Below are 22,877 nucleotides of genomic sequence, written 5' to 3' on the forward strand. Positions count from 1 at the left end.
ACTCGCCGCCATGATTGAGACCGTTCATCGGCAGTGAGGCGCTGACGTCGGGCGCGTTTACGCGTCACCAGCTGCGCAGCCGCTTCGTCAAACTCCATTCCGACGTCTACGTTTCGCCCGACGTCGACGTCACCGCGCCAGAGCGCGCCTACGCGGCGTGGCTCTGGGTCGAAACGACGCGGCATCGTGGCCGGGCAGTCCGCGTCGGCACTGCACCGCGCAAAATGGGCCGACCCCGAGCTCCCGCGCAACTATTGCAAGAACACCGCCGCCCGCCCCCGGGCATCATCACCTGGCTCGATCGCATCTCGTCGGACGAAAGACAGGTAATCGCCGGCGTCGCGGTCACCACGCCCGCTCGCACGGCATTCGACCTCGCCTGCCGCTATCCACTCAACAGAGCGGTCGCAGCCATCGATGCTCTCGCGCGCGCCACCAAATTCACGACCGCTGAGACACAAGCACTGGTCCACCGGTATGGAGGCCACCACAACATCCGCAATGCCCGAGAGGCCCTGGCCCTTGTCGACCCCGGCGCGCAGTCGCCAGAAGAGACCTGGCTGCGGTTGCTCGTGACCGAAGCCGGCTACCCACGACCGCAGACCCAGCTCCCGATTCACGGCTCGTACAGCGAGCTGGTGGGGATCGTCGACATGGGTTGGGCGGAGCTGAAACTCGCGCTCGAGTACGACGGCGAGCATCAACGAACGCCGCGGCAATTCGACCACGACATCGCGCGCTACGAGACAATGACGAACGATCTCGACTGGATCGCCATCAGAGTCACCAGCCAGGACACCCCGGGTGGCGTTCTTGGGCGCCTCGCAACCGCCTGGGCTCGCCGAACGTGTCATAGCGGCGGAAAGGCGGCCTGAAACCAACCCTCACGGCACACTCGACGCAACAAGCCGAAAAACGAGCCGCTATCCCAATACCGGCGCACTCGGCGTAAACACCACCGGCATCGACTCGAGGCCGGACACGAAGTTCGCCGGCCGTAACGGCAACGCCGACTCGTCGGCCAACCGCAGATCCGGCAACCGCCGCAACACCCGCGACGTCATCAGCGACAACTCCAGCCGAGCCAGCTGATTACCCATACAGAAGTGGGTGCCGAAGCCGAACGCCAAGTGGCTGTTCGGGTTTCGCCGGATGTCGAACTTCTCCGGCTGGTCGAACACCGACTCGTCGAAATTAGCCGCCTCGAACAGCAGCATAATCTTCTCACCGGCGGTCAAAGAGGTGCCATGGAAGTCCGTGTCCGCAGTCAGCGTCCGGCACATGTTCTTCACCGGCGACGTCCAGCGCAGCATCTCCTCGATGGCACCCGGCAGCAACGACGGGTCGGCCACCAGATCGGCGAACTGATCGCGGTGCCGCACCAGCTGCTCGGTCCCCCCGCTCAATGTGTGCCGGGTGGTCTCGTCGCCGCCGATCAAAATCAGCAGCGTCTCCATGACGATCTCCTCGTCGGACATCCTCTGACCTTCGACCTCGGCGTTGATCAGGACCGAGTAGAGGTCATCGGTGGGCTCCGCACGGCGCTTGCCGATCAGGTCCATGGTGAACGCCGTGTACCCGGCGAACGCCTCCATCACCGTCTGGAATTCCACCGAGGCGGGGTCGATGTGCGACGACAGCCCACACACCAGGTCGTCCGACCACTTCAGCAGCATCCCCCGCTCCGAGGGCAGCACACCCAGCATGTCGCCAATCACGGCCATCGGCAGCGGCGCCGCGATGTCCCGAACGAAGTCGCACTCCCCCCGCTCGCACACCGCGTCGATCAGGGTGTCGCACAACTCCCCGATCGACGCCTCCTTGTCCTTCACCCGCTTGCGCGTGAACCCGGCGTTGACCAGCTTGCGCCGCACCAAATGCGCGGGGTCGTCCATATCGATCATGTAGGGCATCCCGGGCTGATCGGGACGGATGCCGCCGGTACTGGAGAACAGTTCCGGGTTGCGCTCGGCGTCCAGGATCGCCTGATACGTTGTCGCGCCTGCCAATCCGTTGCGGTCCCGAAACACCGGCTGGTTGGCCCGCATCCAGCGGTACGCCTCGCGCGCCGCCACACCGTCGGCATAGAAGTTGCCGTCGGCGAGATCGATGTTGAGGATCGTGTCCGGAATCGTCGAAGTCATCTACAGCCTCCAGTTTTCTGCCTCGAGGCCATTACAGTAAGCCCCATGCCTGTCTCGCAACACACCATCGCCGGAACCGTTCTCACCATGCCGGTGGTGATCCGCAAGGCCGACCAGCATTCGGCGATGTTCTCGGTCAACGCCGACGCCGCCCAGCGCCTCATCGACTACAGCGGCCTGCAGGTCTTCGAATACCTGCCCGGCCGGGCGATTCTGGTGCAGCTGCTGGTCCGCTATATCGACGGCGACCTGGGCGAGTATCACGAGTACGGCACCGCGTTCCTGGTCAACAAGCCCGGCACCCACACGAGCGGGATCCGCGCCATGGCCCAAGCCGCCACCTTCATCCATCAGCTGCCCGTCGATCAGGAATTCACCCTCGAGGCCGGCCGCACCATCTGGGGCTACCCAAAGATCATGGCGGACTTCAACGTTCGCGAGGGCCGCAAATTCGCGTTCGACGTCAGCGCCGACGGCCAGTTGATCGCCGGCATCGAGTTCAGCCGCGGGCTGCCGCATCCGGCGCCGGGCCCCCAGACCCTCACGACGTACTCCTGCCTGGATGGAGTGACCCGCGAGACCACCTCGACCATGCAGATGACCGGCGTACGGACCCGACTCGGCGGAGCCCAGATTCGCCTCGGCAATCACCCCTACGCCAAGGAACTGGCGACGCTGGGCCTGCCGAAACGGGCCCTGATGAGCCAGTCGGTGGCCAACGTGGAGATGTCCTTCGGCGACGCACGCGCCGTCTGAGACCATCCCCATCCGGACAATCTAGAACGCGTTCTAACCGAGCCGCAAGCACCGGCCTTCAGGTCAGTGCCGCGAGGTCCCGTACCTGTTCAACGCTGCGGGCGCCCACCACCATCATGGTGACACCGGATGCCTCCCAGGCCACGATTTGCTTACGCACGTAGTCCAGGTCGCCGACGATCATCGCATCGTCGACGAGCTCGTCGGGGATGACCTTGGCCGCCTCGTCCTTGCGGTTCGACCGAAACAGCTTGGTGACCTCGTCGACCACCTCGGAGTAGCCCATGCGGCGGTAGACGTCGGCGTGGAAGTTGGTGTCCTCGGCGCCCATGCCACCCATGTAGAGGGCCAGATACGGCTTGACCGCCTCGAAGGTCCCGGAACGGTCGTCGGTCACCACCACCTGCGCCGTCGCGCAGACTTCGAAGTCCGCCCGGCTGCGGCGGGCGCCCGGCCGGGCGAATCCCTCGTCCAGCCATTCGTTGTAGGTGTCGGCCATCCGCGGCGAATAGAAGATGGGCAGCCAGCCGTCACAAATTTCGGCGGCCAGTGCCACGTTCTTCGGCCCCTCGGCCCCCAGCATGATCGGGATGTCGGCACGCAGAGGATGGGTGATGGGCTTGAGAGGCTTGCCCAATCCCGTTGTCCCCTCGCCGGTCAGCGGTAACGGGTAGTGGGGTCCGTCGCTGGTGACGGGCTTCTCCCGGGCCCACACCTGCCGCACGATGTCGATGTATTCGCGGGTCCGGGCCAGCGGTTTGGGGAAGCGCTGCCCATACCAACCCTCGACCACCTGCGGTCCGGACACGCCCAGGCCGAGGATGTGCCGGCCGCCGGACAGATGATCCAACGTCAACGCGGCCATCGCGCAGGCGGTCGGGGTGCGAGCTGACAACTGCACCACCGAGGTGCCCAGCCGCACGCGGCGAGTCTCCCGGCCCCACCAGGCCAGCGGCGTGTAGGCGTCCGAACCCCACGCTTCGGCGGTGAAGACGGCGTCGAATCCGGCCTCCTCGGCGGCCGCGACGAGTTCGGCGTGGTTCTCCGGCGGCTGCGCGCCCCAATACCCCAGTTGCAACCCGAGCTTCATGCGCACCTCTCATACACCGATGTTGAAACCATTCTTAGAACCTGTTCTACTCGAAGGCGTGACTGCCAGTTCAAGCGGCCCGGCCCTGATCGATCACCCTGAGCCGCCCCTTTCTGCAACGTTGACCTTTGCCTTCGACTACACCCGTTCGGCGGGTCCCACCCTCGGCAAGTTTTTCACCGCACTGCGTGAGCGCCGCGTCCTGGGAGCACGCGGTTCCGACGGCCGGATACATGTTCCGCCGCCGGAGTACGACCCGGTCACCTACGAGCCGCTGGGCGAGATGGTACCGGTGGAAAGCGTCGGCACTGTCGTGTCGTGGACGTGGCAGCCCGCCCCGATCGGCGGCGAACCGCTGGACCGCCCGTTCGCGTGGGCGCTGATCAAGTTGGACGGCGCCGATACCCCGTTGATTCACGCGGTCGATGCCGGCTCGCCGGACGCGATCGAGACCGGCGCCCGGGTGCACGTGCACTGGGCCGACGAGACCGTCGGCGCCATCACCGACATCGCTTACTTCGCACTCGGCGACGAGGCCGAGGACACGCCTGAGCCGCAGGCCGGCCTCGACCCGGTGACCATGGTCGTCACGCCTGTCTCGCTGGCGATCCAGCACACCGCGTCCCACGAGGAGAGCGCGTACCTACGTGCGATCGCCGAAGGAAAACTGTTGGGCGCCAGAACTGGTGAGACCGGGAAGGTGTATTTCCCGCCGCATGGCGCTGACCCGGCGACCGGCGTGCCCACCACCGAATTCGTCGAACTGCCGGACAAGGGCACGGTGACCACGTTCGCGATCATCAATATTCCGTTCCAGGGCCAGCGCATCAAACCGCCTTACGTGGCGGCCTACGTGTTGCTCGACGGCGCCGACATTCCGTTCCTGCACCTGGTCGCCGATGTCGACGCGCACGAGGTGCGCATGGGCATGCGCGTCGAGGCGGTGTGGAAACCCCGTGAGGAGTGGGGATTCGGCATCGACAACATCGAATACTTCCGGCCCACAGGCGAACCGGACGCCGAATACGACACCTACAAACACCACCTGTAAAGGGCACAGCTACATATGAGTGATCGCACTGTCGCGGTAGTCGGCTTCGCCCACGCGCCGCACGTTCGCCGTACCGACGGCACCACCAACGGCGTCGAGATGCTGATGCCGTGCTTCGCGCAGCTGTATCAAGACTTGGGCATCACGAAGTCCGATATCGGCTTCTGGTGCTCGGGTTCCTCCGACTTCCTTGCCGGGCGCGCCTTTTCATTCCTGAACGCCGTGGACTCGATAGGAGCGGTGCCACCGATCAACGAGTCACACGTGGAGATGGACGGCGCCTGGGCCCTTTACGAGGCCTACATCAAAATCCTCACCGGCGAAGTAGATACGGCTCTCGTATACGGATTCGGCAAGTCGTCGGCGGGTACCCTGCGCCAAATTCTGTCGCGGCAGACTGACCCGTACACCGTTGCCCCGCTGTGGCCCGATTCGGTGTCTATGGCCGGACTACAAGCCCGGATTGGCTTGGACTCCGGTAAGTGGACACCCGAGCAGATGGCCCAGGTCGCACTCGATTCGTTCGCTCAATCCGACCGCAACGACTCGGAAAAGCCGGCCAGCAGTGTCGACGAACTGCTGGCACGACCTTTCTTCAACGACCCATTGCGCCGGCATGACATCGCGCCGATTACCGACGGTGCGGCCGCCGTCGTCCTCGCCGCCGACGGTCGCGCCCGAGAACTGCGCGAAAACCCTGCGTGGATAACAGGAATCGAGCACCGCATCGAGACACCCGCGCTGGGCCTGCGCGACCTCACGGTGTCCACGTCCACCGCGGTCTCGGCAAAGGCAGCCACCGGCGGCAAAGTAGAGGACATCGAAGTGGCAGAGCTTCATGCCCCGTTCACTCACCAGCATCTGATTCTCACCGAAGCGATAGGGTTGACCGACAACACCCTGGTGAACCCATCCGGCGGCGCATTGGCCGCCAACCCGATGTTTGTCGCCGGTCTTGAGCGAATCGGTTTTGCAGCACAGCACATCTGGGCCGGGTCAGCGCAGCGGGCACTGGCACACGCCACCAGCGGACCTGCGCTGCAACAAAACTTGGTCGCCGTCTTGGAAGGGAAGAACTGATGGCCGGCGCGGGTGCGCACCTAGCCGCTGTACTGGGAACCGGGCAAACGAAGTATGTTGCCAAACGCCAAGATGTCTCGATGAACGGCCTGGTGCGGGAAGCTATCGATCGAGCATTACAGGATTCCGGCTCCACGTTCGAGGACATCGACGCGGTGGTCGTCGGCAAAGCACCCGATTTTTTCGAGGGTGTCATGATGCCGGAACTTTTCATGGTCGATGCGATGGGCGCAACGGGCAAGCCGATTATCAGGGTCCACACCGCGGGCTCAGTCGGCGGATCCACCGGCGTGGTCGCAGCCAGCCTCGTGCAGTCCGGCAAGTACCGCCGTGTACTGGCCCTTGCCTGGGAAAAGCAATCAGAGTCGAACGCCATGTGGGCGTTGTCAATCCCCGTACCCTTCACCAAGCCGGTCGGCGCGGGTGCCGGTGGTTACTTCGCTCCGCACGTGCGGGCGTATATCCGCCGATCAGGAGCTCCCACACATATCGGCGCACTAGTTGCGGTCAAAGACCGACTCAACGGCAGCCGCAACCCGCTGGCGCATCTGCAGCAGCCCGATATCACCGTGGAAAAGGTTATGAAATCCCAGATGCTCTGGGACCCGATACGTTTTGACGAAACCTGTCCATCTTCGGATGGCGCCGCCGCACTCGTCATCGGCAACGAAGAGAGCGCCGAAGCGCGCTTGGCGCAGGGACAACCGGTTGCGTGGATACACGCCACCGCACTACGAACCGAACCGCTGGCGTTCTCCGGACGCGATCAGGTCAGCCCGCAAGCCGGACGAGATGCCGCTGCAGCCCTGTGGAAGGCCGCTGGCATCACTAGTCCGATCGATGAAATCGACGCTGCCGAAATTTACGTGCCATTCTCCTGGTTCGAACCGATGTGGCTGGAGAACCTTGGCTTTGCCGCCGAGGGCGAGGGATGGAAGCTCACTGAGGCTGGCGAGACCGCGATCGGGGGGCGAATACCGGTCAACGCGTCGGGGGGAGTGCTCTGCTCGAACCCGATTGGCGCTTCTGGGCTGATCCGCTTCGCCGAAGCGGCCATCCAGGTGATGGGCAAGGGCGGGGATCACCAGGTGCCGAACGCCCGAAAGGCCTTGGGCCACGCCTACGGCGGCGGATCCCAGTACTACTCGATGTGGGTAGTCGGCAGCGACAAACCCGGGCAAGCCGCGAAATGAAGTACACGCTCAGCATCGCGTTCAGCCCGATCGACCAACTGACCGGACTCGCGAAGACCGCAGAGGAAGTCGGGTTCGACTCCGTCGCGCTGCCGGATTCGATCTTCTACTTCGAGAAGCAGTCCGTCGACTATCCCTACACTGCAGACGGCAAGCGGATGTTCGACGAGAATGCCCCTTGGGTCGATCCGCTGATCCTGGCGGGCACCATGGGTGCGGTCACCTCGAAGCTGCGGTTCTACACCAACGTGATGAAGCTGGGTTCGCGCAACCCACTGCTACTGGCCCGACAGGTCGGCTCGGTCGCCAACCTCACCAACAACCGCTTCGGCTTCGGCGTGGGAATCGGCTGGGCGCCCGAGGAATTCGAATGGTGTGGGGTGCCGTACGCCCGTCGCGGCAAGCGCGTCGACGAGATGATCGAAGTGATCAAGCTGGTACTTGCCGGCGGGATGGTCGAATTCCATGGCGAGTTCTACGATTTCGACCGTCTGCAGATGAGTCCCGCACCCAGCGAGCCGGTGCCGTTCTACGTGGGCGGCCACACCGACGTCGCCCTCAAGCGTGCCGCGCGGGTCAGTGACGGCTGGACCAGCGCCATGATGACCCATGCGGAATTGGATGAGACCATCCGCAAGCTCAAGACGCTACTCGCCGAAAACGGCCGCGCAGACGACCCGTTCGAGTACCAGGCCGTCTGCATAGACAAGTTTGGCGTGGACGGTCATCGGGAGCTGGCCGAGATCGGGGTGACTGACTACATCACCATCCCGTGGGTCTTCGACGGGCTGGCCTTCGATGCGCCGCTGGACAAGAAGCAGGACTCGATGAAGCGATTCGCCGACACCTACATCCACTCGGGCTGGCAGGACAAGTGAGCCACCCCGCTCACGAGGCGGGCCGGCGCTCCCGCGAGGCGGTGGTCGCCCGCGACAAGGACGCCTGGCTGGCGGTCTTCGCCGACGACGCCATCGTCGAAGACCCCGTCGGCCCGTCGCCGTTCGATCCGGACGGCACGGGCCACCGCGGGCGTGCTGCCATATCGGCGTTCTGGGACAAGGCGATTGCGCCCACCACCAGCATCGAATTCTTCTTCCGCGACACCTACCAGTGCGGCAACGAGGAAGCCAATGTCGGGCACATCCTGATCACCACCGGCGATTACCAGACCACCGCCGAGGGCGTTTTCACGTACAAGGCCGACGACCAGGGGCAGATGGTGGCGCTGCGCGCCTACTGGGAGATCGATAAAGCGGCAGCAAGCACGAGGAAAAAGTAGCTCGGCCGGACCCGGTCGCGCTTACACTCGCACGCGTGGCTACTGAATTGCGCTATGACCGTTGGTTCCTGCCGCTGTCGGTTCCGCTCGGGCTCGGGCCGAAGCACAGCGAGGTTCGGGTCCAGGACGGCACTTTGCACGTCAAATTTGGCTGGGGCTTCAGTGCCGCGATTCCGGTTTCATCCGTCACCGAGGCCAAGCCGCGCACCGAGCGGGTGTTGTCCTGGGGCGCCCACGGATTCCGGGGACGCTGGCTGGTCAATGGCTCATCGAAGGGGATAGTCGAGTTGACCGTCAGCCCACCGGCGCAGGCACGCGTCATGGGCGTGCCGATCAACCTGAAGTCGTTGTACGTCAGCGTGACCGAGCCTGACGCGCTGATCAAAGCGGTCACCACGAAAGCATGACGGGAGCCCACTGGTGGAGGCAGGGGATTCCGGAAGCAGCACGCCCAACAAGCTACGCTTCCTCGCCATTGCGGTCGGCGCAGTAGCCGTCCTCGTCGCCGCGGGAATCACCGCGTACTTCGTGTTCTGGCGGGCGCCGTCCGGCCACGTGGTACGGAATCAGGCCGCCTCGCCGACCACCGCGACCGGACCTAAACAGGTGGTGCTGCCGTTCGACATCGGGGATCCCGACGGAGTCGCGGTGGACAGCGCGGGCAGTGTCTACGTCGCAGATTCCAGCCGCAATCAGGTCGTGAAGCTGCCGCCAGGCGCAACGAGCCAGCTTGTGCTGCCGTTCACCGGCCTGAACCGCCCGGCGGGCCTCGCGGTCGACGGCAGCGGGAACATCTACGTCGTCGACGCATCCAACAACCGGGTACTCAAACTCACGGCGGGCTCCACCGCGCCGGTTGAACTGCCTTTTCCCGGCCTCAATACCCCGCATGGCGTCGCCGTGGACGGCAACGGCAGCGTCTACATCGTCGACTCCGGCAACAGCCGGGTGCTCGAATTGGCCGCCGGCTCGGACAACCCCATCGAGTTGCCATTCACCGGCCTGAATCACCCGCTGGGCGCCGCCTTGGACTCGGCCGGCGCAGTCTACGTCGCCGACAGCGACAACAATCGGATCGTCAAGCTAGCCGCCGGGGCCCCCACTACGGTCGACCTCCCACTGACCGGCTTGAACTTTCCCCACGGGGTCGCGGTGAACCTTCACGGCGATGTCTACGTGACCGACCTGAACAACAATCGGGTGCTTAAGCTGACAGCCGGCTCATCCGCCCCGGCAACACTGCCCTTCGTCGATCTGGACTTCCCCTATGGCGTCGCCATCGACAATCACGGCAACGTGTATGTCGCCGACTTCCACAACCGGATCGTGAAACTGTCGACAAACTGATACGCCGCGCCCGGTCGGACTAGATCGCTTCGATGCCAGCGATATGCCGCTGCGCCAGATCGCGATAGGCCTGCGGGTTGACGTTGACCCACATCTCGGCACCGGTGCCTTCGATCGGTCCCTTGACCTTCGCCGGAGCGCCGGTCACCAGCATGCCGGCCGGAATCTGCGTGCCGCCCACCACCACGGCGCCGGCGGCGACCATGCAGCGCGCACCGATCACGGCACCGTCGAGCACCGCCGCATGATTGGCGATCAACGCCTCAGAACCGATGTGGGCCCCGTGGATGACGCACAGATGCGCCACGGTGGCCCCAGGACCGACGTCGACCGGGATGCCGGGCGGCGCGTGCAGCACCGACCCGTCCTGCACGTTGGCGCCCTCGCGGATCACCACGGGCGCGTAGTCGCCGCGCAGCACGGCGTTGTACCAGACGGACGCCCCCGCCTCGACGGTAACGTCACCGATCAGGGTGGCGGTCGGTGCCACGAACGCGGTGGGATCGACCTTCGGCGATCGACCTTCGAAAGAGAACAGCGGCATTGATTACATATACCCCTAATGTGCATCCGCCTTCAGCAAACCCAGCCAGACTCGCCGTCGTTGCGCTCCCCCGCCCCAAAACTGTAACGTGTTCTAGTTAGTACCCGCGATCTGGAGGTGACAGGGTGAGTACCGACACAAATGGCGTCGGTGTCCGGGAGATCGATGCCGGCGCGTTGCCGACCAGGTATGCCCGAGGCTGGCACTGCCTGGGCGTGGCCGAGGACTTCCGCGACGGCAAGCCGCACTCGGTTCAAGCCTTCGGCACCAAGCTGGTGGTCTTCGCCGACTCCAACGGCGACATCAAGATTCTGGACGGCTACTGCCGGCACATGGGCGGCGACCTGTCCGAGGGCACCATCAAGGGTGACGAAGTCGCGTGCCCCTTCCACGACTGGCGGTGGGGCGGGGACGGCCGCTGCAAACTTGTGCCCTACGCCAAGCGCACCCCCAAGACGGCGCGCACCCGGGCGTGGACCACCGATGTCCGCGGCGGCCTGCTGTTTGTCTGGCATGACCACGAGGGCAACCCACCCGACCCCGCGGTGCGCATTCCCGAGATCCCGGAAGCCCACAGCGATGACTGGACCAACTGGCGCTGGAACCGCATCCTCATCGAAGGATCCAACTGCCGCGACATCATCGACAACATCACCGACATGGCGCACTTCTTCTACATCCACTTCGGGTTGCCGACTTACTTTAAGAACGTCTTCGAAGGCCACATCGCTTCGCAGTATCTGCACAACGTGGGACGTCCCGACGTGAGCGATCTGGGCACCTCCTACGGTGAGGCCGAATTGGATTCGGAGGCTTCTTATTTCGGGCCGTCGTTCATGATCAACTGGCTGCACAACAGCTACAGCGGCTACAAGTCCGAGTCGATTTTGATCAACTGCCACTACCCGGTGACGCAGGACTCCTTCGTGCTGCAGTGGGGTGTGATCGTCGAAAAGCCCAAGGGCCTGGACGAAAAGATGAGCGACAAGCTGTCCCGCGTCTTCACCGAAGGCGTCAGCAAAGGCTTCATGCAGGACGTCGAGATCTGGAAGCACAAGACCCGTATCGACAACCCGTTGCTGGTCGAAGAGGACGGGGCCGTCTACCAGATGCGCCGCTGGTATCAGCAGTTCTACGTGGATGTAGCCGACATCACCCCGGAGATGGTGGAGCGCTTCGAGATGGAGGTGGACACCACCCGCGCCAACGAGTTCTGGAACGCCGAGGTCGCCGAGAACCTGAAAGCCAAAGACGCTGAAGCGGTTTCCGACGAAGTGCCCGCCGAGCAGCACTGACGATCATGACCGACGATCAGCCGGCCGTTCCCGACGTCGATCGGCTCGTCCGGTCGATGCTGATGCTGCACGGTGATCACCATGGTCACGACGAGCCGCACACCAGCCACGGCGGATCCGGTTCGTGGTCCAAGTCAAGGGATTTCAGCAACGATCCGCAGCGCGCCGCTGCGGTGGCCGAAGCCAGCCGCGCGGACCGCGAACGCTACCTGACGGCCGGCCTGCGACCGGTGGACTGCCGGTTCTGCCACATCACCGTCGCGGTGCGCAGGCTGGGTCCGGGTCACACTGCGGTGCAATGGAATACCCAGGCGTCGCAACGCTGCGCACATTTCGCCGAAGTACGCGCCTGCGGCGGCAACACGGCCCGCACCAAGTCCTGTCCGCGGCTGTCCGACAGCATCGAACATGCGGTCGCCGAAGGCATTCTGGAGCGGGAGCCGGCCGAGGCCGAGTAGTTCTCGATGCGGCATCACAGCCCGGCGAATCGCTCCTTGACCTCTTCGGCGGTCAGTCCGTAATCGGCCAGTGAATACTTGTGCTTCGGCGCCCGTGCACCGGTCTGACTCTCGGCGTGGCTGTCCTCCATCGCCTTTCGCGCCTCGTCGGTCAGCGTCAGACCGAAATGCCGGTACACCGAGGCGACGGTGCCGAGGGGGTCGGTGATCAGGTCGCGGTAGTCCACGTCGCAGAACTGGGTCGGATCGTACGAGGCGCGTGCGGTGTTGAATCGTTGCAGCCCGCGTGACCACGTTTCCATCGCGTCCGCACCGATCTGTTCGGCGGTGAACGTCGTCGACCAGCCCTCGGCGGTGTGCTGCGCCAACGAGCACATCGAGGCCATGATCGTCTCCACCGGGCGGTGGGTCTGAATCACCAGGGCATCGGGATAGGTGGCCATCAACGCGTCGAGCGCGAACAGATGGCTGGGATTCTTGAGCACCCAACGCTTGTCGGCGTCGTTGCACCCGATGAGTTGCAGGTTGCGGCGGTGCCGCTGGTATGACGGCGTCCAGTCCTGCTGCGCCAGCCATTGCGCGTAACTGGGGATATGGGCCAACGTCTCATAGGACACCGAATGCAGCGACTGACGCAGCAGCTGCCAGCACTCCTCCAGCTCATAGGCCGCCATGAAATGCAGACCGGTGTAGTCCGGGTTTTCCTGATGGTGCCTGTTGAACTGCTCGTTCAATTGGCTATACCAGGGATTTGATTCCCACATGTCCCGGGGCGGACGGGGCTGCGGGAACTCGGCCAGCCACAGGTGCAGGCCCTGGTGGGCGGGGTCGGCGCCGAGCAGCCGGTGCAGCACGGTCGTGCCGGTGCGCGGCAGTCCGGTCACGAAGATCGGCTGGTCGATGGCCACGCCCGCGTACTGCGGATACTGCTTCCACGCGGACTCCGACAGCAGCCGGGCGACCAGCGCTCCGCGCAGGAAGAACCGATTCATCTTGCTGCCCAACGCTGTCAGGCCCGCCTCGCGCTTGTAGGAGTCCAGCAGCACGCTCAGCGCTTCGCGGTAGTTGTCGTCGTCGGTGCCGAAGTCGTCCAGCCCGGTCAGTTTGGTCGCCGACGCATGCAGGTCGTCGACGGTGCCCACATCAGTTCGCTCGGTCATTGTTGCGCCGCCTCCTCCTCATCGCTGCGCTATGCATCGTCGACAGCGGCCATCAGTTGTGGTACTCCCCGCAGTTGACGTCGAGCGTCTGCCCGGTGATACCGCTGGAAAGGTCGCTGGCCATGAACAGAATCGCCGACGCCACCTCGTCCTCGGTGGGCAGCCGCTTCAGATCCGAGTTCGCGGCGGTGGCCTGATAGATCTGCTCGGCGGTGGTGCCGTACTTGCCGGCTTGGTGGTTGAAGTAGCCTTGCAGTGTGTCACCCCAGATATAGCCCGGGGCAACGGAATTGACGCGGATGCCCTGGCCACCCAACTCGGTGGCCAGTGACTGCGACATGGACAGCAATGCGGACTTGGCCATCTTGTAGGCGCCGTACTTGGCTTGGGAGTGCCGGATGACCATGGAGTTCACGTTGACGACGGAGCCCTTCGACGCGGCCAGCGCCGGTGTGAAGCCCTGGATCAGCCGCAACGCGCCCAGGGCACTGAGTTCAATCGCATCGCGGATGTGCTGAAAAGTGGTGCCGGCCAACGGTTTCATCGACGGCACCCGGAACGCATTGTTGACCAGCACGTCGACCTTGCCGTACGCCTCCAAGGAGGCGTCGACGAGGCTACTCACCTGGTCGTCGTCGGTGATGTCGGTGGGCACCGCGACCGCCTTGCGGCCGAGGTCGACGACTTGCTTGGCGACGTCGTCCAACCGGTCGGCACTACGCGCCGCCAGCACCAGATCGGCTCCTTCGAGCGCACATCGGCGCGCCAACGTCGTACCCAGGCCTGGGCCGACGCCGCTGATCACCACGATCTTGCCGTCGAGCATGTCGGTCATCCCAGCATCCTTGCCGCAATCTGCAACTGGCGCAGTGCAATGCGTGCCCGCCAGTCGTCCTCGGAAATCTTGTTGTGTTCGAAATAGGGCAGCGACGCCGGTACCGCATCGGCATCGACCAACTCGACCGTCGGGCCATCGGCATCGGTGAGCTCCCGGGACACCCGCTGCCAACGGAACTGCAGAAACCCACGCCGATGGCCGAGCGTCTCAACCCAATTGGTCACACCGGGATTCGAGTCGCTGACCACGATGCGAACCTTGCCGTCCGGATCCGCCTGCGCCTGGGTGTTGTTCAGCGACGTCTGGTGGTTGATGTAGTCCAGCGAGATGTACCACATGCTGCCCAGCTGAAAGCCTAGGTACGGGGCGTCGCTCACCGGCACCGTGATCACCAGGGCCTGATCCGGACGCAGGTCGAAGTGGCCGACCGACGAGTACTGGGTCGCCAGCCCGCCGGGAGTCAGCCGCGGCGGCACCATCGTGTTGACCGGGATCTTGAGGTAGAACCACTGTGGGAACTGCAGCCATGTCTTGACCCGGTTGACCAGCTGCTTAGCCGCTGTGGCATAACGCTTTTCGATCAGCTCGCGGGTCAGCGGCGGCGGCGCGGTGCCGGCGGTGTCCAACCGCTCGATGGTCAGTGTGCCGCGGGTCGCCGACCAGTCGCCGTAGACCTCGCGCATGACCAGTTGCCCCGGGCTGGTTGGCCGCAACCGCCACTCGAAGCTGCCGTCGGGAGCGATGTCGAGTTCACGGTCGTCGAACGCGGCCTGGCTGGCGGGAACATTGTCGTCGGTGTATTCGCCCCCGAGCAGTTGAAAACTCAGATCGGTGGTGGTGCCGCGCACCCCACGGACCACGTAATCGCGGTCGGCGTGCACCCGGGTGCCGAAGTAGAGGGTGTCGGGGTTGTCCAGCCCCATCTTGGTGAACGGCCCGGTGCCGGACTGCAGGAAGGGATGGTCGCGCTCGTAGTCGAACGCCAGATGCATGCAGCCGGTCACGCAGCCGGCCAGATACTGCAGTCCTTCCAGTAGGTCGGCTTCGGTCTCGATGTGCGGAGCGGCTGCCACCAGGTTCTCGGCTTCGGCGATCGCTGCGGTGAGCTGATCAGAAAACACAACTTTGACGCTAGAACGTGTTCCTATTTTGAGTCAACCGCGAACATTTGCGCGTGTCGAGCATGACGCCGACTGACGAAGCCCGATCACCTTCAGGAGGTGCACTGATTGGCCAGTGTGATCAGCGCCTGCCGGACGTCCGGGTGCCGATTCAGATAGTCGACCAGGTTGGTGCCCGAACCCGACGCCTCGGACCGCGCCGTGATGTCGGCTTTCACGTCAGGATGACGGTCGAGGTAGCCCTGGACCTGCTCAGATGCCGTCTGCCCGAACGTGGTGTTGCACTGTTGCCCAGGATCCGCGCCGGCCGCGGGCATCGCTATGAGTCCCGCGCCTAGCGCTCCCAGTAGGCCGGCGCACAGTCCGCGGGCGATCTTGAAAGTCACAGCCATCGGATTGCTCCTTTGCTTGCGAATACGTCTTCATCGAGACTACGCGCACGGTCTGCTAACGGCGACGGGTCAATAGCGTCCAGTTATCGATGAATGCACAATCCCGATCGACTAATGGCGGGCAACGCTCTTTACTGGGATCTCCTGAAAGGATGAGATCTAATGCAATTCGGAGTCAAATGCGCGATTACCGTCACCGCGATCGGTGTGGCCGCCACCGGAGTCACGCTCCTGTCGCCGCCGCATCCCTTGCGCCCCACCGTCAGCCCCGTTGCGTTCCAGGCCCCGCTCCCGCTTGCCCCACTGTCAGCGGTGCCCAGCCAGGTTCAGCTCCTTGACCTGCTCAACGGCTTTGCCAGTCCAACCGACTTCTCGGGCAAGGGTGACCTGGTTCAAGGCGGTCTGACCGGCTGGCAGATCTATCAGGCGGACCTCGCCATGAACAAGGCTCAATTCTGGGGTCTGGTGCCCTTCACGTTCGGGGTGACCGATATTGCGCCGGCCGGACCAAATACTGCGACGGCTGAAGTCTCGACGTGGGGCCCTCGTTCCGGGGCAACTACGCGTTCACTCACCTTTGTCAACGATGGCGGCTGGAAAATCTCGAACGCTTCTGCCGGGGAATTGCTGTACGGGCTGGAAGTTCTCACGAACAACTACCTCTGATCGGTGCGGCATCAGCGACCGAAGCCGGACTGCTCATTGCCCTTGTTGAAGGCGCCGGAAGAAGTGGAGCCTGAGCTGAAGAACCCAGAACTGAGGGTGCCCGCAAGAGCAATGCCCGCGACGTTCGAGCCTTGGTTACCGATGCCGGCGGCGCCCTGCGCGCTCGCCATGTTGAAGTATCCGAAGGTGGTGTCCCCAGCGTTTAGGAAGCCAGAGTGGAGGTTGGGTCCGCTGTTGAAGAAGCCGGAGTTGCCCGAGCCGGTGTTGCCGATACCGGAGTTCGGCCCGGGTGCGGTGCCGATGAGACCGGCGCCCGTATTGAGTGTGCCCGCGTTGAATATGCCGGTATTGGTGGCGCCGGAGTTGGCCCATCCGGTGTTGGCGGCCCCAGAGTTGAAGTCACCGGTGTTGTAGTAGCCGCCGTTGAAGTTGCCGGCGTTGAAGATGCCCGCATTGGAGTTCCCGAAATTCAGATAACCGCTATTCCCGAAGCCGGTGTTGTACAGCCCACTGTTCCCGGCACCGGTGTTCAGCGCGCCACCGTTTCCGAAACCGGTGTTCAAGCCGCCCGAGTTGCCAAAGCCTGTGTTATGGCCACCCGGAAGGCTGCCTATAGCCGATCCCGAGTTACCTATGCCGACGTTCGCCGTCGTCGAGTTGCCGATGCCGAAGTTTCCGTCTCCGGAGTTGAAGAAACCGATGTTATTGTTTCCTGAGTTGAACAGGCCGATGTTTCCACTTCCGGAGTTCAAGGCGCCGAAGCCGACCTGGTTGTTTCCGGTGAGCCCGATACCGATGTTGTTATTGCCGGTGTTTCCGAACCCGAGGTTGCCGATACCGGAGTTACCGAAGCCCCGATTGTTCGCACCGTTATTTCCGGCGCCGAGGTTTGATATGCCGGTATTGCCGAGCCCCACATTGCCTAGGCCGGTGTTCCCGAACCCGTTATTTGAGTCGCCGAAGTTGCCGCTGCCGACATTGTTATTGCCGAAGTTACCGTTACCGAAATTGCCAGAACCTTTGACACCAATAAACCCATTACCGAAGCCAAAATTGGAGTCACCGAAGTTTCCGCCGCCGACATTGTTGTTGCCGAAGTTGCCGCTGCCGATGTTCCCATTGCTGGTCTCGGGGGCAAGGGTCGTACCGTTGCCGCTGCCGAAGTTATTGTTGCCGAAGTTGCCGCTGCCGAAGTTGAGGCTGCCGGTGTTCCCGCTCCCCAGGTTCGCGTTGCCGATGTTGCCGATCCCCAGGTTCGGCAGATCTTGCAACGCCGCGGCCCACGGCGCCAGCTGGGCCGCCGCCGCCGATGCTCCGGAGTAGTACTCGAACATCGCGGTCACATCCTGAGCCCAGAACTCCTCGTAGACTGCCTCGGCCGCCGCGATCGCCGGCGCGTTCAGACCGAACCAGTTCGACCGCACTAGCCGCACGAAAACGTCTCGGTTTTCGGCGACCGCAATCGGGTGCACAATCGCCGCGCGAGCGGCCTCGAAAGCACCGGCCACGGCGCGAGCCTGCTCGGCCGCCCCGGCAGCCTGCGCTGCGGCCGCGTCCAGGAACCCGGCGTAGGGCGTCGCGGCGGCAGCCATCGCCGCAGCCGCCGGACCCTGCCAGGCCTGATCGGTCAGACCGGCGGTCACCGAGGCGAACCCGTGTGACGCCGCGGCCAGTTCGTCGGATAGACCCTGCCACGCCGACGCCGCAGACAACATCGGCGGCGAACCCGCGCCGACGAACATCCGCAGCGAATTGACCTCTGGCGGCAGTACGGAAAAATTCACAGTCCACGTCCCTTCGCTCGCAACCCGACGATGCGACGCAAGGAACGCTATGACAATTCGGTTATGGAGTAAGGGTTTTCACGAAATTCGACGCCAGGGAATTCAACTCGTCGCGGCGGCGCCACTCTCCTGCTCGCGCTTGATTTCCAGAGCGATATCGATCAGCTGGTCTTCCTGGCCGCCGATCAGCTTGCGCTGGCCCGCCCGGTGCAACAGCTGGTGAGCCGGGACGCCGTAACGCTCGGACTGGCGCACCGCGTGCTTGAGGAAGCTCGAGTACACCCCGGAGTAGCCCATGATCAGCGCGTTGCGATCCAGCAGGCACTCGGCCGGCATGGCCGGGCGCACCACATCTTCGGCGGCGTCGGCGATGTCGAAGAAGTCGATGCCGGTCTTGACGCCGATCTTGTCGAACACCCCGATCAGCGCCTCTACCGGCGCATTACCCGCTCCCGCGCCGAACCGGCGCACGCTGCCGTCGATCTGCTTAGCGCCGGCGCGTACCGCTTCCACCGAGTTGGCCACCCCGAGGCCGAGGTTCTCGTGCCCGTGGAAACCGACCTGCGCGTCCTCGCCTAATTCGGCCACCAGCGCTGCAACCCGGTCAGCGACGCCGTCGAGCACCAGAGCGCCGGCCGAGTCCACGACGTAGACGCACTGGCAGCCGGCGTCGGCCATGATGCGGGCCTGCGCGGCCAGTTTCTCCGGTGGAATGGTGTGCGACATCATCAGGAACCCGACGGTTTCCAGCCCCAATTCGCGGGCCAGCCCGAAATGCTGAATGGAGACGTCGGCTTCGGTGCAGTGCGTGGCGATACGGCAAATCGAACCGCCATTGTCCTGCGCCTCTTTGATGTCCTCTTTGGTCCCCACCCCGGGCAGCATCAGAAAGGCGATCTTCGCCTCCTGTGCGGTCTCGGCGGCGAGCTTGATCAACTCCTGCTCGGGCGTCTTGGAGAATCCGTAGTTGAACGACGAGCCGCCGAGGCCGTCACCGTGGGTCACCTCGATCACCGGCACCCCGGCGGCGTCCAGTGCAGTCACGATGGTGCGCACCTCGTCCTTGGTGAACTGGTGCCGCTTGTGGTGGGACCCGTCGCGCAGCGACGTGTCGGTGATCCGGACGTCCCACGCACCTTCGAGAATGTGGCCAGTCATCGTGCGCCTCCAGTCACAGCCAGCGTCTCCTTGGCGATTTCCTCGCCGACCTTGGTCGCGGCCGCCGTCATGATGTCCAGGTTGCCCGCGTAGGGCGGTAGGTAATCTCCGGCGCCCTCGACCTCGACGAACGTCGTCACCACGTGGTTGCCGCCGTTGACCACCGACGGTTCGTCGAACTGCGGATCGTTGAGCAGTCGGTATCCGGGCACGTAGGTCTGCACCTCGGCGACCACGTCACGGATGGACTGGGCGATCGCTTCCCGGTCGGCGTCCTCGGGGATCGCGCAGAAGATGGTGTCGCGCATGATCATCGGCGGATCCGCCGGGTTCAGAATGATGATCGCCTTGCCGCGGGCCGCCCCACCGATGGTCTGCACGCCGCGCGAGGTCGTCTTGGTGAACTCGTCGATGTTGGCCCGGGTGCCCGGCCCTGCGGACACCGAAGCCACCGAAGCCACGATCTCGGCGTAAGGCACGTCGACCACGCGACTCACGGCGTACACGATGGGAATCGTCGCCTGTCCCCCGCAGGTGATCATGTTGACGTTGGGGGCGTCCAGGTGACCGCGCAGGTTCGCCGGCGGGATCACCGCGGGGCCGACGGCCGCCGGGGTCAGGTCGATGGCCCGGATGCCGGCCGCCTCGTACTTGGGCGCCGCCGCCTTATGGACGTAGGCGCTGGTCGCTTCGAACACCAGGTCGGGTTTCTCGTCCTGTTCCAAGAGCCAGTCGGCGCCCTTGTGACTGGTCGCCAGCCCGAGCTTGCGCGCCCGCGCCAAGCCTTCGCTGTCGGGGTCGATGCCCACCATCCAGCGGGGCTCCAGCCAGTCGGATCTCAGCAGCTTGTAAAGCAGATCGGTGCTGATATTGCCCGACCCGACGATAGCGACGCTTGCCTTAGCAGGCATGTTAACGCTCCTAACCCTCTGGTCGCGACCCGCTTCGCCCGGCTGCGCCGCGCTCGCGATCGCTCCTCTTATTCAAATGACAGACGAACGGCACCAAGGCCCGCGAAGTCGGCGACGAACTCGTCGCCGGCCCGGGCGTCGACCGCGAAGGTGCACGATCCGGGTAACACGATGTCACCCTTTTTTAGCCGTACGCCGAAACTTTCCACCTTGCGGGACAGCCAGGCTACGGCGGTGACCGGATTACCCAGAACGGCGTCGCTGCGGCCTTCGGCGATCAACTCGCCGTTGCGGGTCAACTTCGCGTCGATAGCCTTGACGTCGACATCGGCCGGCGAAACCCGGGCGGCCCCCAGCACGAAGCCGGCCGAGGAGGCGTTGTCGGCGATGGTGTCGCAGATCTTGATCTGCCAGTCCTTGATCCGGGTGTCGATGAGCTCGATCGACGGGACCAACGCTTCGGTGGCGGCGAGCACGTCCTCTTCGGTGCACTCGGCGCCCGGCAGGTCACCGGACAGGATGAAGCCGACCTCGACCTCCACTCGTGGCAGCAGGTACCGCGACGTCTGCACCGGCACATCCTCGAAGACCTGCATGTCGTCGAGCAGGTGCCCGTAGTCGGGCTCGTCGACGCCCATCATCTGTTGCATCACCGGCGACGAGAGCCCCACCTTGTGGCCTATCACGCGCGCACCCGCGGCCAGCCTGCGGCGGATGTTGAGCAACTGAATCTCGTAGGCGTCGACGACGTCGATGTCGGGGTACGCGGGCGTCAACGGAGCGATTCCCTCGCGGCTGCGTTCGGCCTGTGCCAGGTCGGCGGCAAGCGCTTCCCGGGTCGCATCACTAAGCATTTACCGAAGTTCCTTCGTCCGCGTGACCGGGCCAGTAGCGCCCAGCCCGGGCAATTCTATAACGTGTTCTACATGACAGCACAGGAGTACGACGTCGTCGTGGTGGGTAGCGGCGGCGCCGGTATGGTGGCTGCCCTCACCGCCGCGCACCGCGGCCTCTCGACAGTAGTCATAGAGAAGGCTCCGCACTATGGTGGCTCAACCGCCCGCTCGGGCGGCGGCGTGTGGATCCCGAACAACGAGGTCCTGCGGCGCGACAAAGTGAAGGACACCCCCGAGGCGGCCCGCACCTATCTGCACGGCATCGTCGGCGACGTTGTCGAGCCCGTACGCATCGACACCTACCTGGAGCGCGGGCCCGAAATGCTCTCGTTCGTGCTGAAGCACACGCCGCTGAAGATGTGCTGGGTGCCGCGTTACTCCGACTACTACCCGGAGGCGCCGGGTGGGCGCGCCGGCGGCCGGTCGATTGAACCCAAGCCGTTCAACGCCCGCAAACTCGGGGCCGACGAAGCCGGCCTCGAACCTGCTTACGGCAAGGTGCCGCTCAACGTCGTGGTGATGCAACAGGACTACGTGCGGCTGAACATGCTCAAACGCCACCCCCGCGGTGTGCTGCGAAGCCTGAAGGTCGGCGGGCGCACCATGTGGGCCAAGGCGACCGGTAAGAACCTGGTCGGCATGGGCCGAGCGTTGATCGGGCCATTGCGAATCGGGTTGCAGCGCGCCGGAGTCCCGGTCGTCCTCAACACCGCGCTCACCGACCTCTACGTCGAGGACGGTGTGGTGCGCGGTGTGTATGTCCGTGACGCGGGATCTCCGGAATCGGCTGAGCCACAGCTGATCCGGGCCCGGCGCGGCGTGATCTTGGCCTCCGGCGGCTTCGAGCACAACGAGCAGATGCGGGTGAAGTACCAGCGCGCCCCGATCACCACCGAGTGGACGGTGGGCGCCAAGGCAAATACCGGTGACGGCATCGTCGCAGGCGAAAAGCTGGGCGCCGCGCTGGATTTGATGGAAGACGCGTGGTGGGGTCCGACGGTGCCGCTGGTGGGCGCGCCCTGGTTCGCGCTGTCGGAGCGCAACTCGCCAGGGTCGATCATCGTCAACATGTCCGGCAGGCGATTCATGAACGAGTCGATGCCCTATGTCGAGGCCTGCCACCACATGTACGGCGGCGAGTACGGCCAGGGCCCCGGCCCGGGCGAGAACATCCCCGCCTGGCTGGTGTTCGACCAGCAGTACCGGGAGCGCTATATCTTCGCGGGACTGCAGCCCGGGCAACGCATTCCGCGCAGGTGGATGGAATCGGGCGTCATCATTCAGGCCGACACTCTGGAAGATCTGGCGACCAAGGCCGGTCTGCCGGTCGACGAATTCACCAAGACCGTGGCGCGTTTCAACGGGTTCGCGCGCTCCGGGGTGGACGAGGACTTTCACCGCGGCGAGAGCGCTTACGACAAGTACTACGGCGATCCGACCAACAAGCCGAACCCCAACCTCGGCGAGCTCACGCATGCGCCGTACTACGCCGCCAAGATGGTGCCCGGCGACCTGGGCACCAAGGGCGGCATTCGCACCGACGTACATGGACGGGCCCTACGCGACGATGGCAGCATCATCGAGGGGCTCTACGCCGCAGGCAATGTCAGCGCACCGGTGATGGGACACACCTACCCCGGACCCGGCGGTACCATCGGGCCGGCCATGACGTTCGGATACCTGGCGGCACTACACATCGCAGGAGCACGCTGAA

General features: G+C 64.3%; 23 protein-coding genes and 1 pseudogene. 13 read left to right on the forward strand and 11 right to left on the reverse strand.

Features of this window, described 5'->3' with window-relative positions; all coding sequences use genetic code 11:
• Positions 1 to 14 precede the first annotated feature (14 nt).
• Positions 15 to 875, forward strand: a pseudogene (locus JX552_RS27880) (type IV toxin-antitoxin system AbiEi family antitoxin).
• Positions 876 to 923: 48 nt separating this feature from the next.
• On the opposite strand, the gene JX552_RS27885 reads toward JX552_RS27880, so the two are convergent.
• Positions 924 to 2,144 (reverse strand): cytochrome P450, encoded by a 1,221-nt coding sequence (locus JX552_RS27885; RefSeq protein ID WP_205874987.1) that lies wholly within the window; start codon positions 2,142 to 2,144, stop codon positions 924 to 926.
• A gap of 45 nt (positions 2,145 to 2,189) precedes the next feature.
• On the opposite strand from JX552_RS27885, the gene JX552_RS27890 reads away from it, so the two are divergent.
• On the forward strand, positions 2,190 to 2,900 hold the full coding sequence (locus JX552_RS27890; protein WP_205874988.1) for an acetoacetate decarboxylase family protein: 711 nt from the start codon (positions 2,190 to 2,192) through the stop codon (positions 2,898 to 2,900).
• Between the two features lie 58 nt (positions 2,901 to 2,958).
• Here the strand turns inward: JX552_RS27890 and JX552_RS27895 are convergent, their stop codons facing one another.
• On the reverse strand, positions 2,959 to 3,990 hold the full coding sequence (locus JX552_RS27895) for an LLM class F420-dependent oxidoreductase (protein WP_205874989.1): 1,032 nt from the start codon (positions 3,988 to 3,990) through the stop codon (positions 2,959 to 2,961).
• Positions 3,991 to 4,048: 58 nt separating this feature from the next.
• Between JX552_RS27895 and JX552_RS27900 the strand changes: the two genes are divergently transcribed.
• The 7 genes from JX552_RS27900 to JX552_RS27930 are packed head-to-tail and all read left to right on the forward strand — an operon-like array spanning position 4,049 to position 9,940.
• A complete protein-coding gene (locus JX552_RS27900) occupies positions 4,049 to 5,041 on the forward strand; it encodes a Zn-ribbon domain-containing OB-fold protein (protein WP_205874990.1) in 993 nt (330 codons plus the stop codon).
• Between the two features lie 15 nt (positions 5,042 to 5,056).
• Positions 5,057 to 6,121 (forward strand): thiolase domain-containing protein, encoded by a 1,065-nt coding sequence (locus JX552_RS27905; RefSeq protein ID WP_205874991.1) that lies wholly within the window; start codon positions 5,057 to 5,059, stop codon positions 6,119 to 6,121.
• Positions 6,121 to 7,314 (forward strand): thiolase domain-containing protein, encoded by a 1,194-nt coding sequence (locus tag JX552_RS27910; RefSeq protein WP_205874992.1) that lies wholly within the window; start codon positions 6,121 to 6,123, stop codon positions 7,312 to 7,314. Before JX552_RS27905 ends, JX552_RS27910 begins: the two co-directional genes overlap by 1 nt.
• The gene (locus JX552_RS27915) at positions 7,311 to 8,192 is read left to right on the forward strand and encodes a TIGR03619 family F420-dependent LLM class oxidoreductase (protein ID WP_205874993.1); all 882 of its coding nucleotides are present in this window, start codon (positions 7,311 to 7,313) and stop codon (positions 8,190 to 8,192) included. The genes JX552_RS27910 and JX552_RS27915 overlap by 4 nt, the downstream gene beginning before the upstream one ends.
• Positions 8,189 to 8,593: a nuclear transport factor 2 family protein gene (locus JX552_RS27920; RefSeq protein ID WP_205874994.1), complete on the forward strand. Its 405-nt coding sequence runs from the start codon at positions 8,189 to 8,191 to the stop codon at positions 8,591 to 8,593. Before JX552_RS27915 ends, JX552_RS27920 begins: the two co-directional genes overlap by 4 nt.
• A gap of 35 nt (positions 8,594 to 8,628) precedes the next feature.
• Complete coding sequence (locus tag JX552_RS27925) at positions 8,629 to 9,000, forward strand: hypothetical protein (RefSeq protein WP_205874995.1); 372 nt, start codon at positions 8,629 to 8,631, stop codon at positions 8,998 to 9,000.
• A 13-nt stretch (positions 9,001 to 9,013) separates the two neighbouring features.
• Complete coding sequence (locus JX552_RS27930; protein WP_205874996.1) at positions 9,014 to 9,940, forward strand: NHL repeat-containing protein; 927 nt, start codon at positions 9,014 to 9,016, stop codon at positions 9,938 to 9,940.
• Between the two features lie 19 nt (positions 9,941 to 9,959).
• On the opposite strand, the gene JX552_RS27935 is transcribed toward JX552_RS27930, so the two are convergent.
• Positions 9,960 to 10,484 (reverse strand): gamma carbonic anhydrase family protein, encoded by a 525-nt coding sequence (locus tag JX552_RS27935; RefSeq protein ID WP_205874997.1) that lies wholly within the window; start codon positions 10,482 to 10,484, stop codon positions 9,960 to 9,962.
• Positions 10,485 to 10,609: 125 nt separating this feature from the next.
• Between JX552_RS27935 and JX552_RS27940 the strand changes: the two genes are divergently transcribed.
• Both JX552_RS27940 and JX552_RS27945 read left to right on the forward strand, forming a co-directional pair.
• Positions 10,610 to 11,779, forward strand: coding sequence for a 3-ketosteroid-9-alpha-monooxygenase, oxygenase component (locus tag JX552_RS27940; RefSeq protein ID WP_205874998.1), 1,170 nt, complete (start codon positions 10,610 to 10,612; stop codon positions 11,777 to 11,779).
• A gap of 5 nt (positions 11,780 to 11,784) precedes the next feature.
• Entirely contained in the window at positions 11,785 to 12,237 is a 453-nt protein-coding gene (locus JX552_RS27945) for a hypothetical protein (RefSeq protein ID WP_205874999.1), read from the forward strand.
• Between the two features lie 14 nt (positions 12,238 to 12,251).
• On the opposite strand, the gene JX552_RS27950 is transcribed toward JX552_RS27945, so the two are convergent.
• From JX552_RS27950 to JX552_RS27965, 4 genes are all read right to left on the reverse strand, one after another.
• Positions 12,252 to 13,397, reverse strand: coding sequence for a sulfotransferase family protein (locus JX552_RS27950; protein WP_205875000.1), 1,146 nt, complete (start codon positions 13,395 to 13,397; stop codon positions 12,252 to 12,254).
• 52 nt (positions 13,398 to 13,449) lie between these two features.
• Positions 13,450 to 14,232, reverse strand: coding sequence for an SDR family oxidoreductase (locus JX552_RS27955; RefSeq protein WP_205875001.1), 783 nt, complete (start codon positions 14,230 to 14,232; stop codon positions 13,450 to 13,452).
• Complete coding sequence (locus JX552_RS27960; protein WP_205875002.1) at positions 14,229 to 15,356, reverse strand: hypothetical protein; 1,128 nt, start codon at positions 15,354 to 15,356, stop codon at positions 14,229 to 14,231. Before JX552_RS27960 ends, JX552_RS27955 begins: the two co-directional genes overlap by 4 nt.
• Positions 15,357 to 15,448: 92 nt before the next feature.
• The gene (locus JX552_RS27965) at positions 15,449 to 15,748 is read right to left on the reverse strand and encodes a hypothetical protein (RefSeq protein ID WP_205875003.1); all 300 of its coding nucleotides are present in this window, start codon (positions 15,746 to 15,748) and stop codon (positions 15,449 to 15,451) included.
• A gap of 162 nt (positions 15,749 to 15,910) precedes the next feature.
• Here JX552_RS27965 and JX552_RS27970 point away from each other — a divergent pair, with 162 nt between their 5' ends.
• Positions 15,911 to 16,414 carry an MTB12 family secreted protein gene (locus JX552_RS27970; protein ID WP_205875004.1) on the forward strand — a complete coding sequence of 168 codons (504 nt, stop codon included), beginning with the start codon at positions 15,911 to 15,913 and terminating at the stop codon, positions 16,412 to 16,414.
• Positions 16,415 to 16,425: 11 nt separating this feature from the next.
• Here JX552_RS27970 and JX552_RS27975 read toward each other — a convergent pair whose 3' ends face one another.
• From JX552_RS27975 to JX552_RS27990, 4 genes are all read right to left on the reverse strand, one after another.
• On the reverse strand, positions 16,426 to 18,198 hold the full coding sequence (locus tag JX552_RS27975) for a PPE family protein (RefSeq protein WP_205875005.1): 1,773 nt from the start codon (positions 18,196 to 18,198) through the stop codon (positions 16,426 to 16,428).
• A gap of 102 nt (positions 18,199 to 18,300) precedes the next feature.
• Positions 18,301 to 19,356 (reverse strand): 4-hydroxy-2-oxovalerate aldolase, encoded by a 1,056-nt coding sequence (gene dmpG / locus JX552_RS27980; RefSeq protein WP_205875006.1) that lies wholly within the window; start codon positions 19,354 to 19,356, stop codon positions 18,301 to 18,303.
• Complete coding sequence (locus JX552_RS27985; RefSeq protein WP_205875007.1) at positions 19,353 to 20,267, reverse strand: acetaldehyde dehydrogenase (acetylating); 915 nt, start codon at positions 20,265 to 20,267, stop codon at positions 19,353 to 19,355. The genes dmpG and JX552_RS27985 overlap by 4 nt, the downstream gene beginning before the upstream one ends.
• A gap of 68 nt (positions 20,268 to 20,335) precedes the next feature.
• On the reverse strand, positions 20,336 to 21,121 hold the full coding sequence (locus tag JX552_RS27990; protein WP_205875008.1) for a 2-keto-4-pentenoate hydratase: 786 nt from the start codon (positions 21,119 to 21,121) through the stop codon (positions 20,336 to 20,338).
• Between the two features lie 72 nt (positions 21,122 to 21,193).
• Between JX552_RS27990 and kstD the strand changes: the two genes are divergently transcribed.
• Positions 21,194 to 22,876 (forward strand): 3-oxosteroid 1-dehydrogenase, encoded by a 1,683-nt coding sequence (kstD, locus tag JX552_RS27995; protein ID WP_205875009.1) that lies wholly within the window; start codon positions 21,194 to 21,196, stop codon positions 22,874 to 22,876.
• Position 22,877: the final 1 nt, after the last annotated feature.

Source organism: Mycobacterium gordonae (assembly GCF_017086405.1).
Classification (GTDB): domain Bacteria; phylum Actinomycetota; class Actinomycetes; order Mycobacteriales; family Mycobacteriaceae; genus Mycobacterium; species Mycobacterium gordonae_D.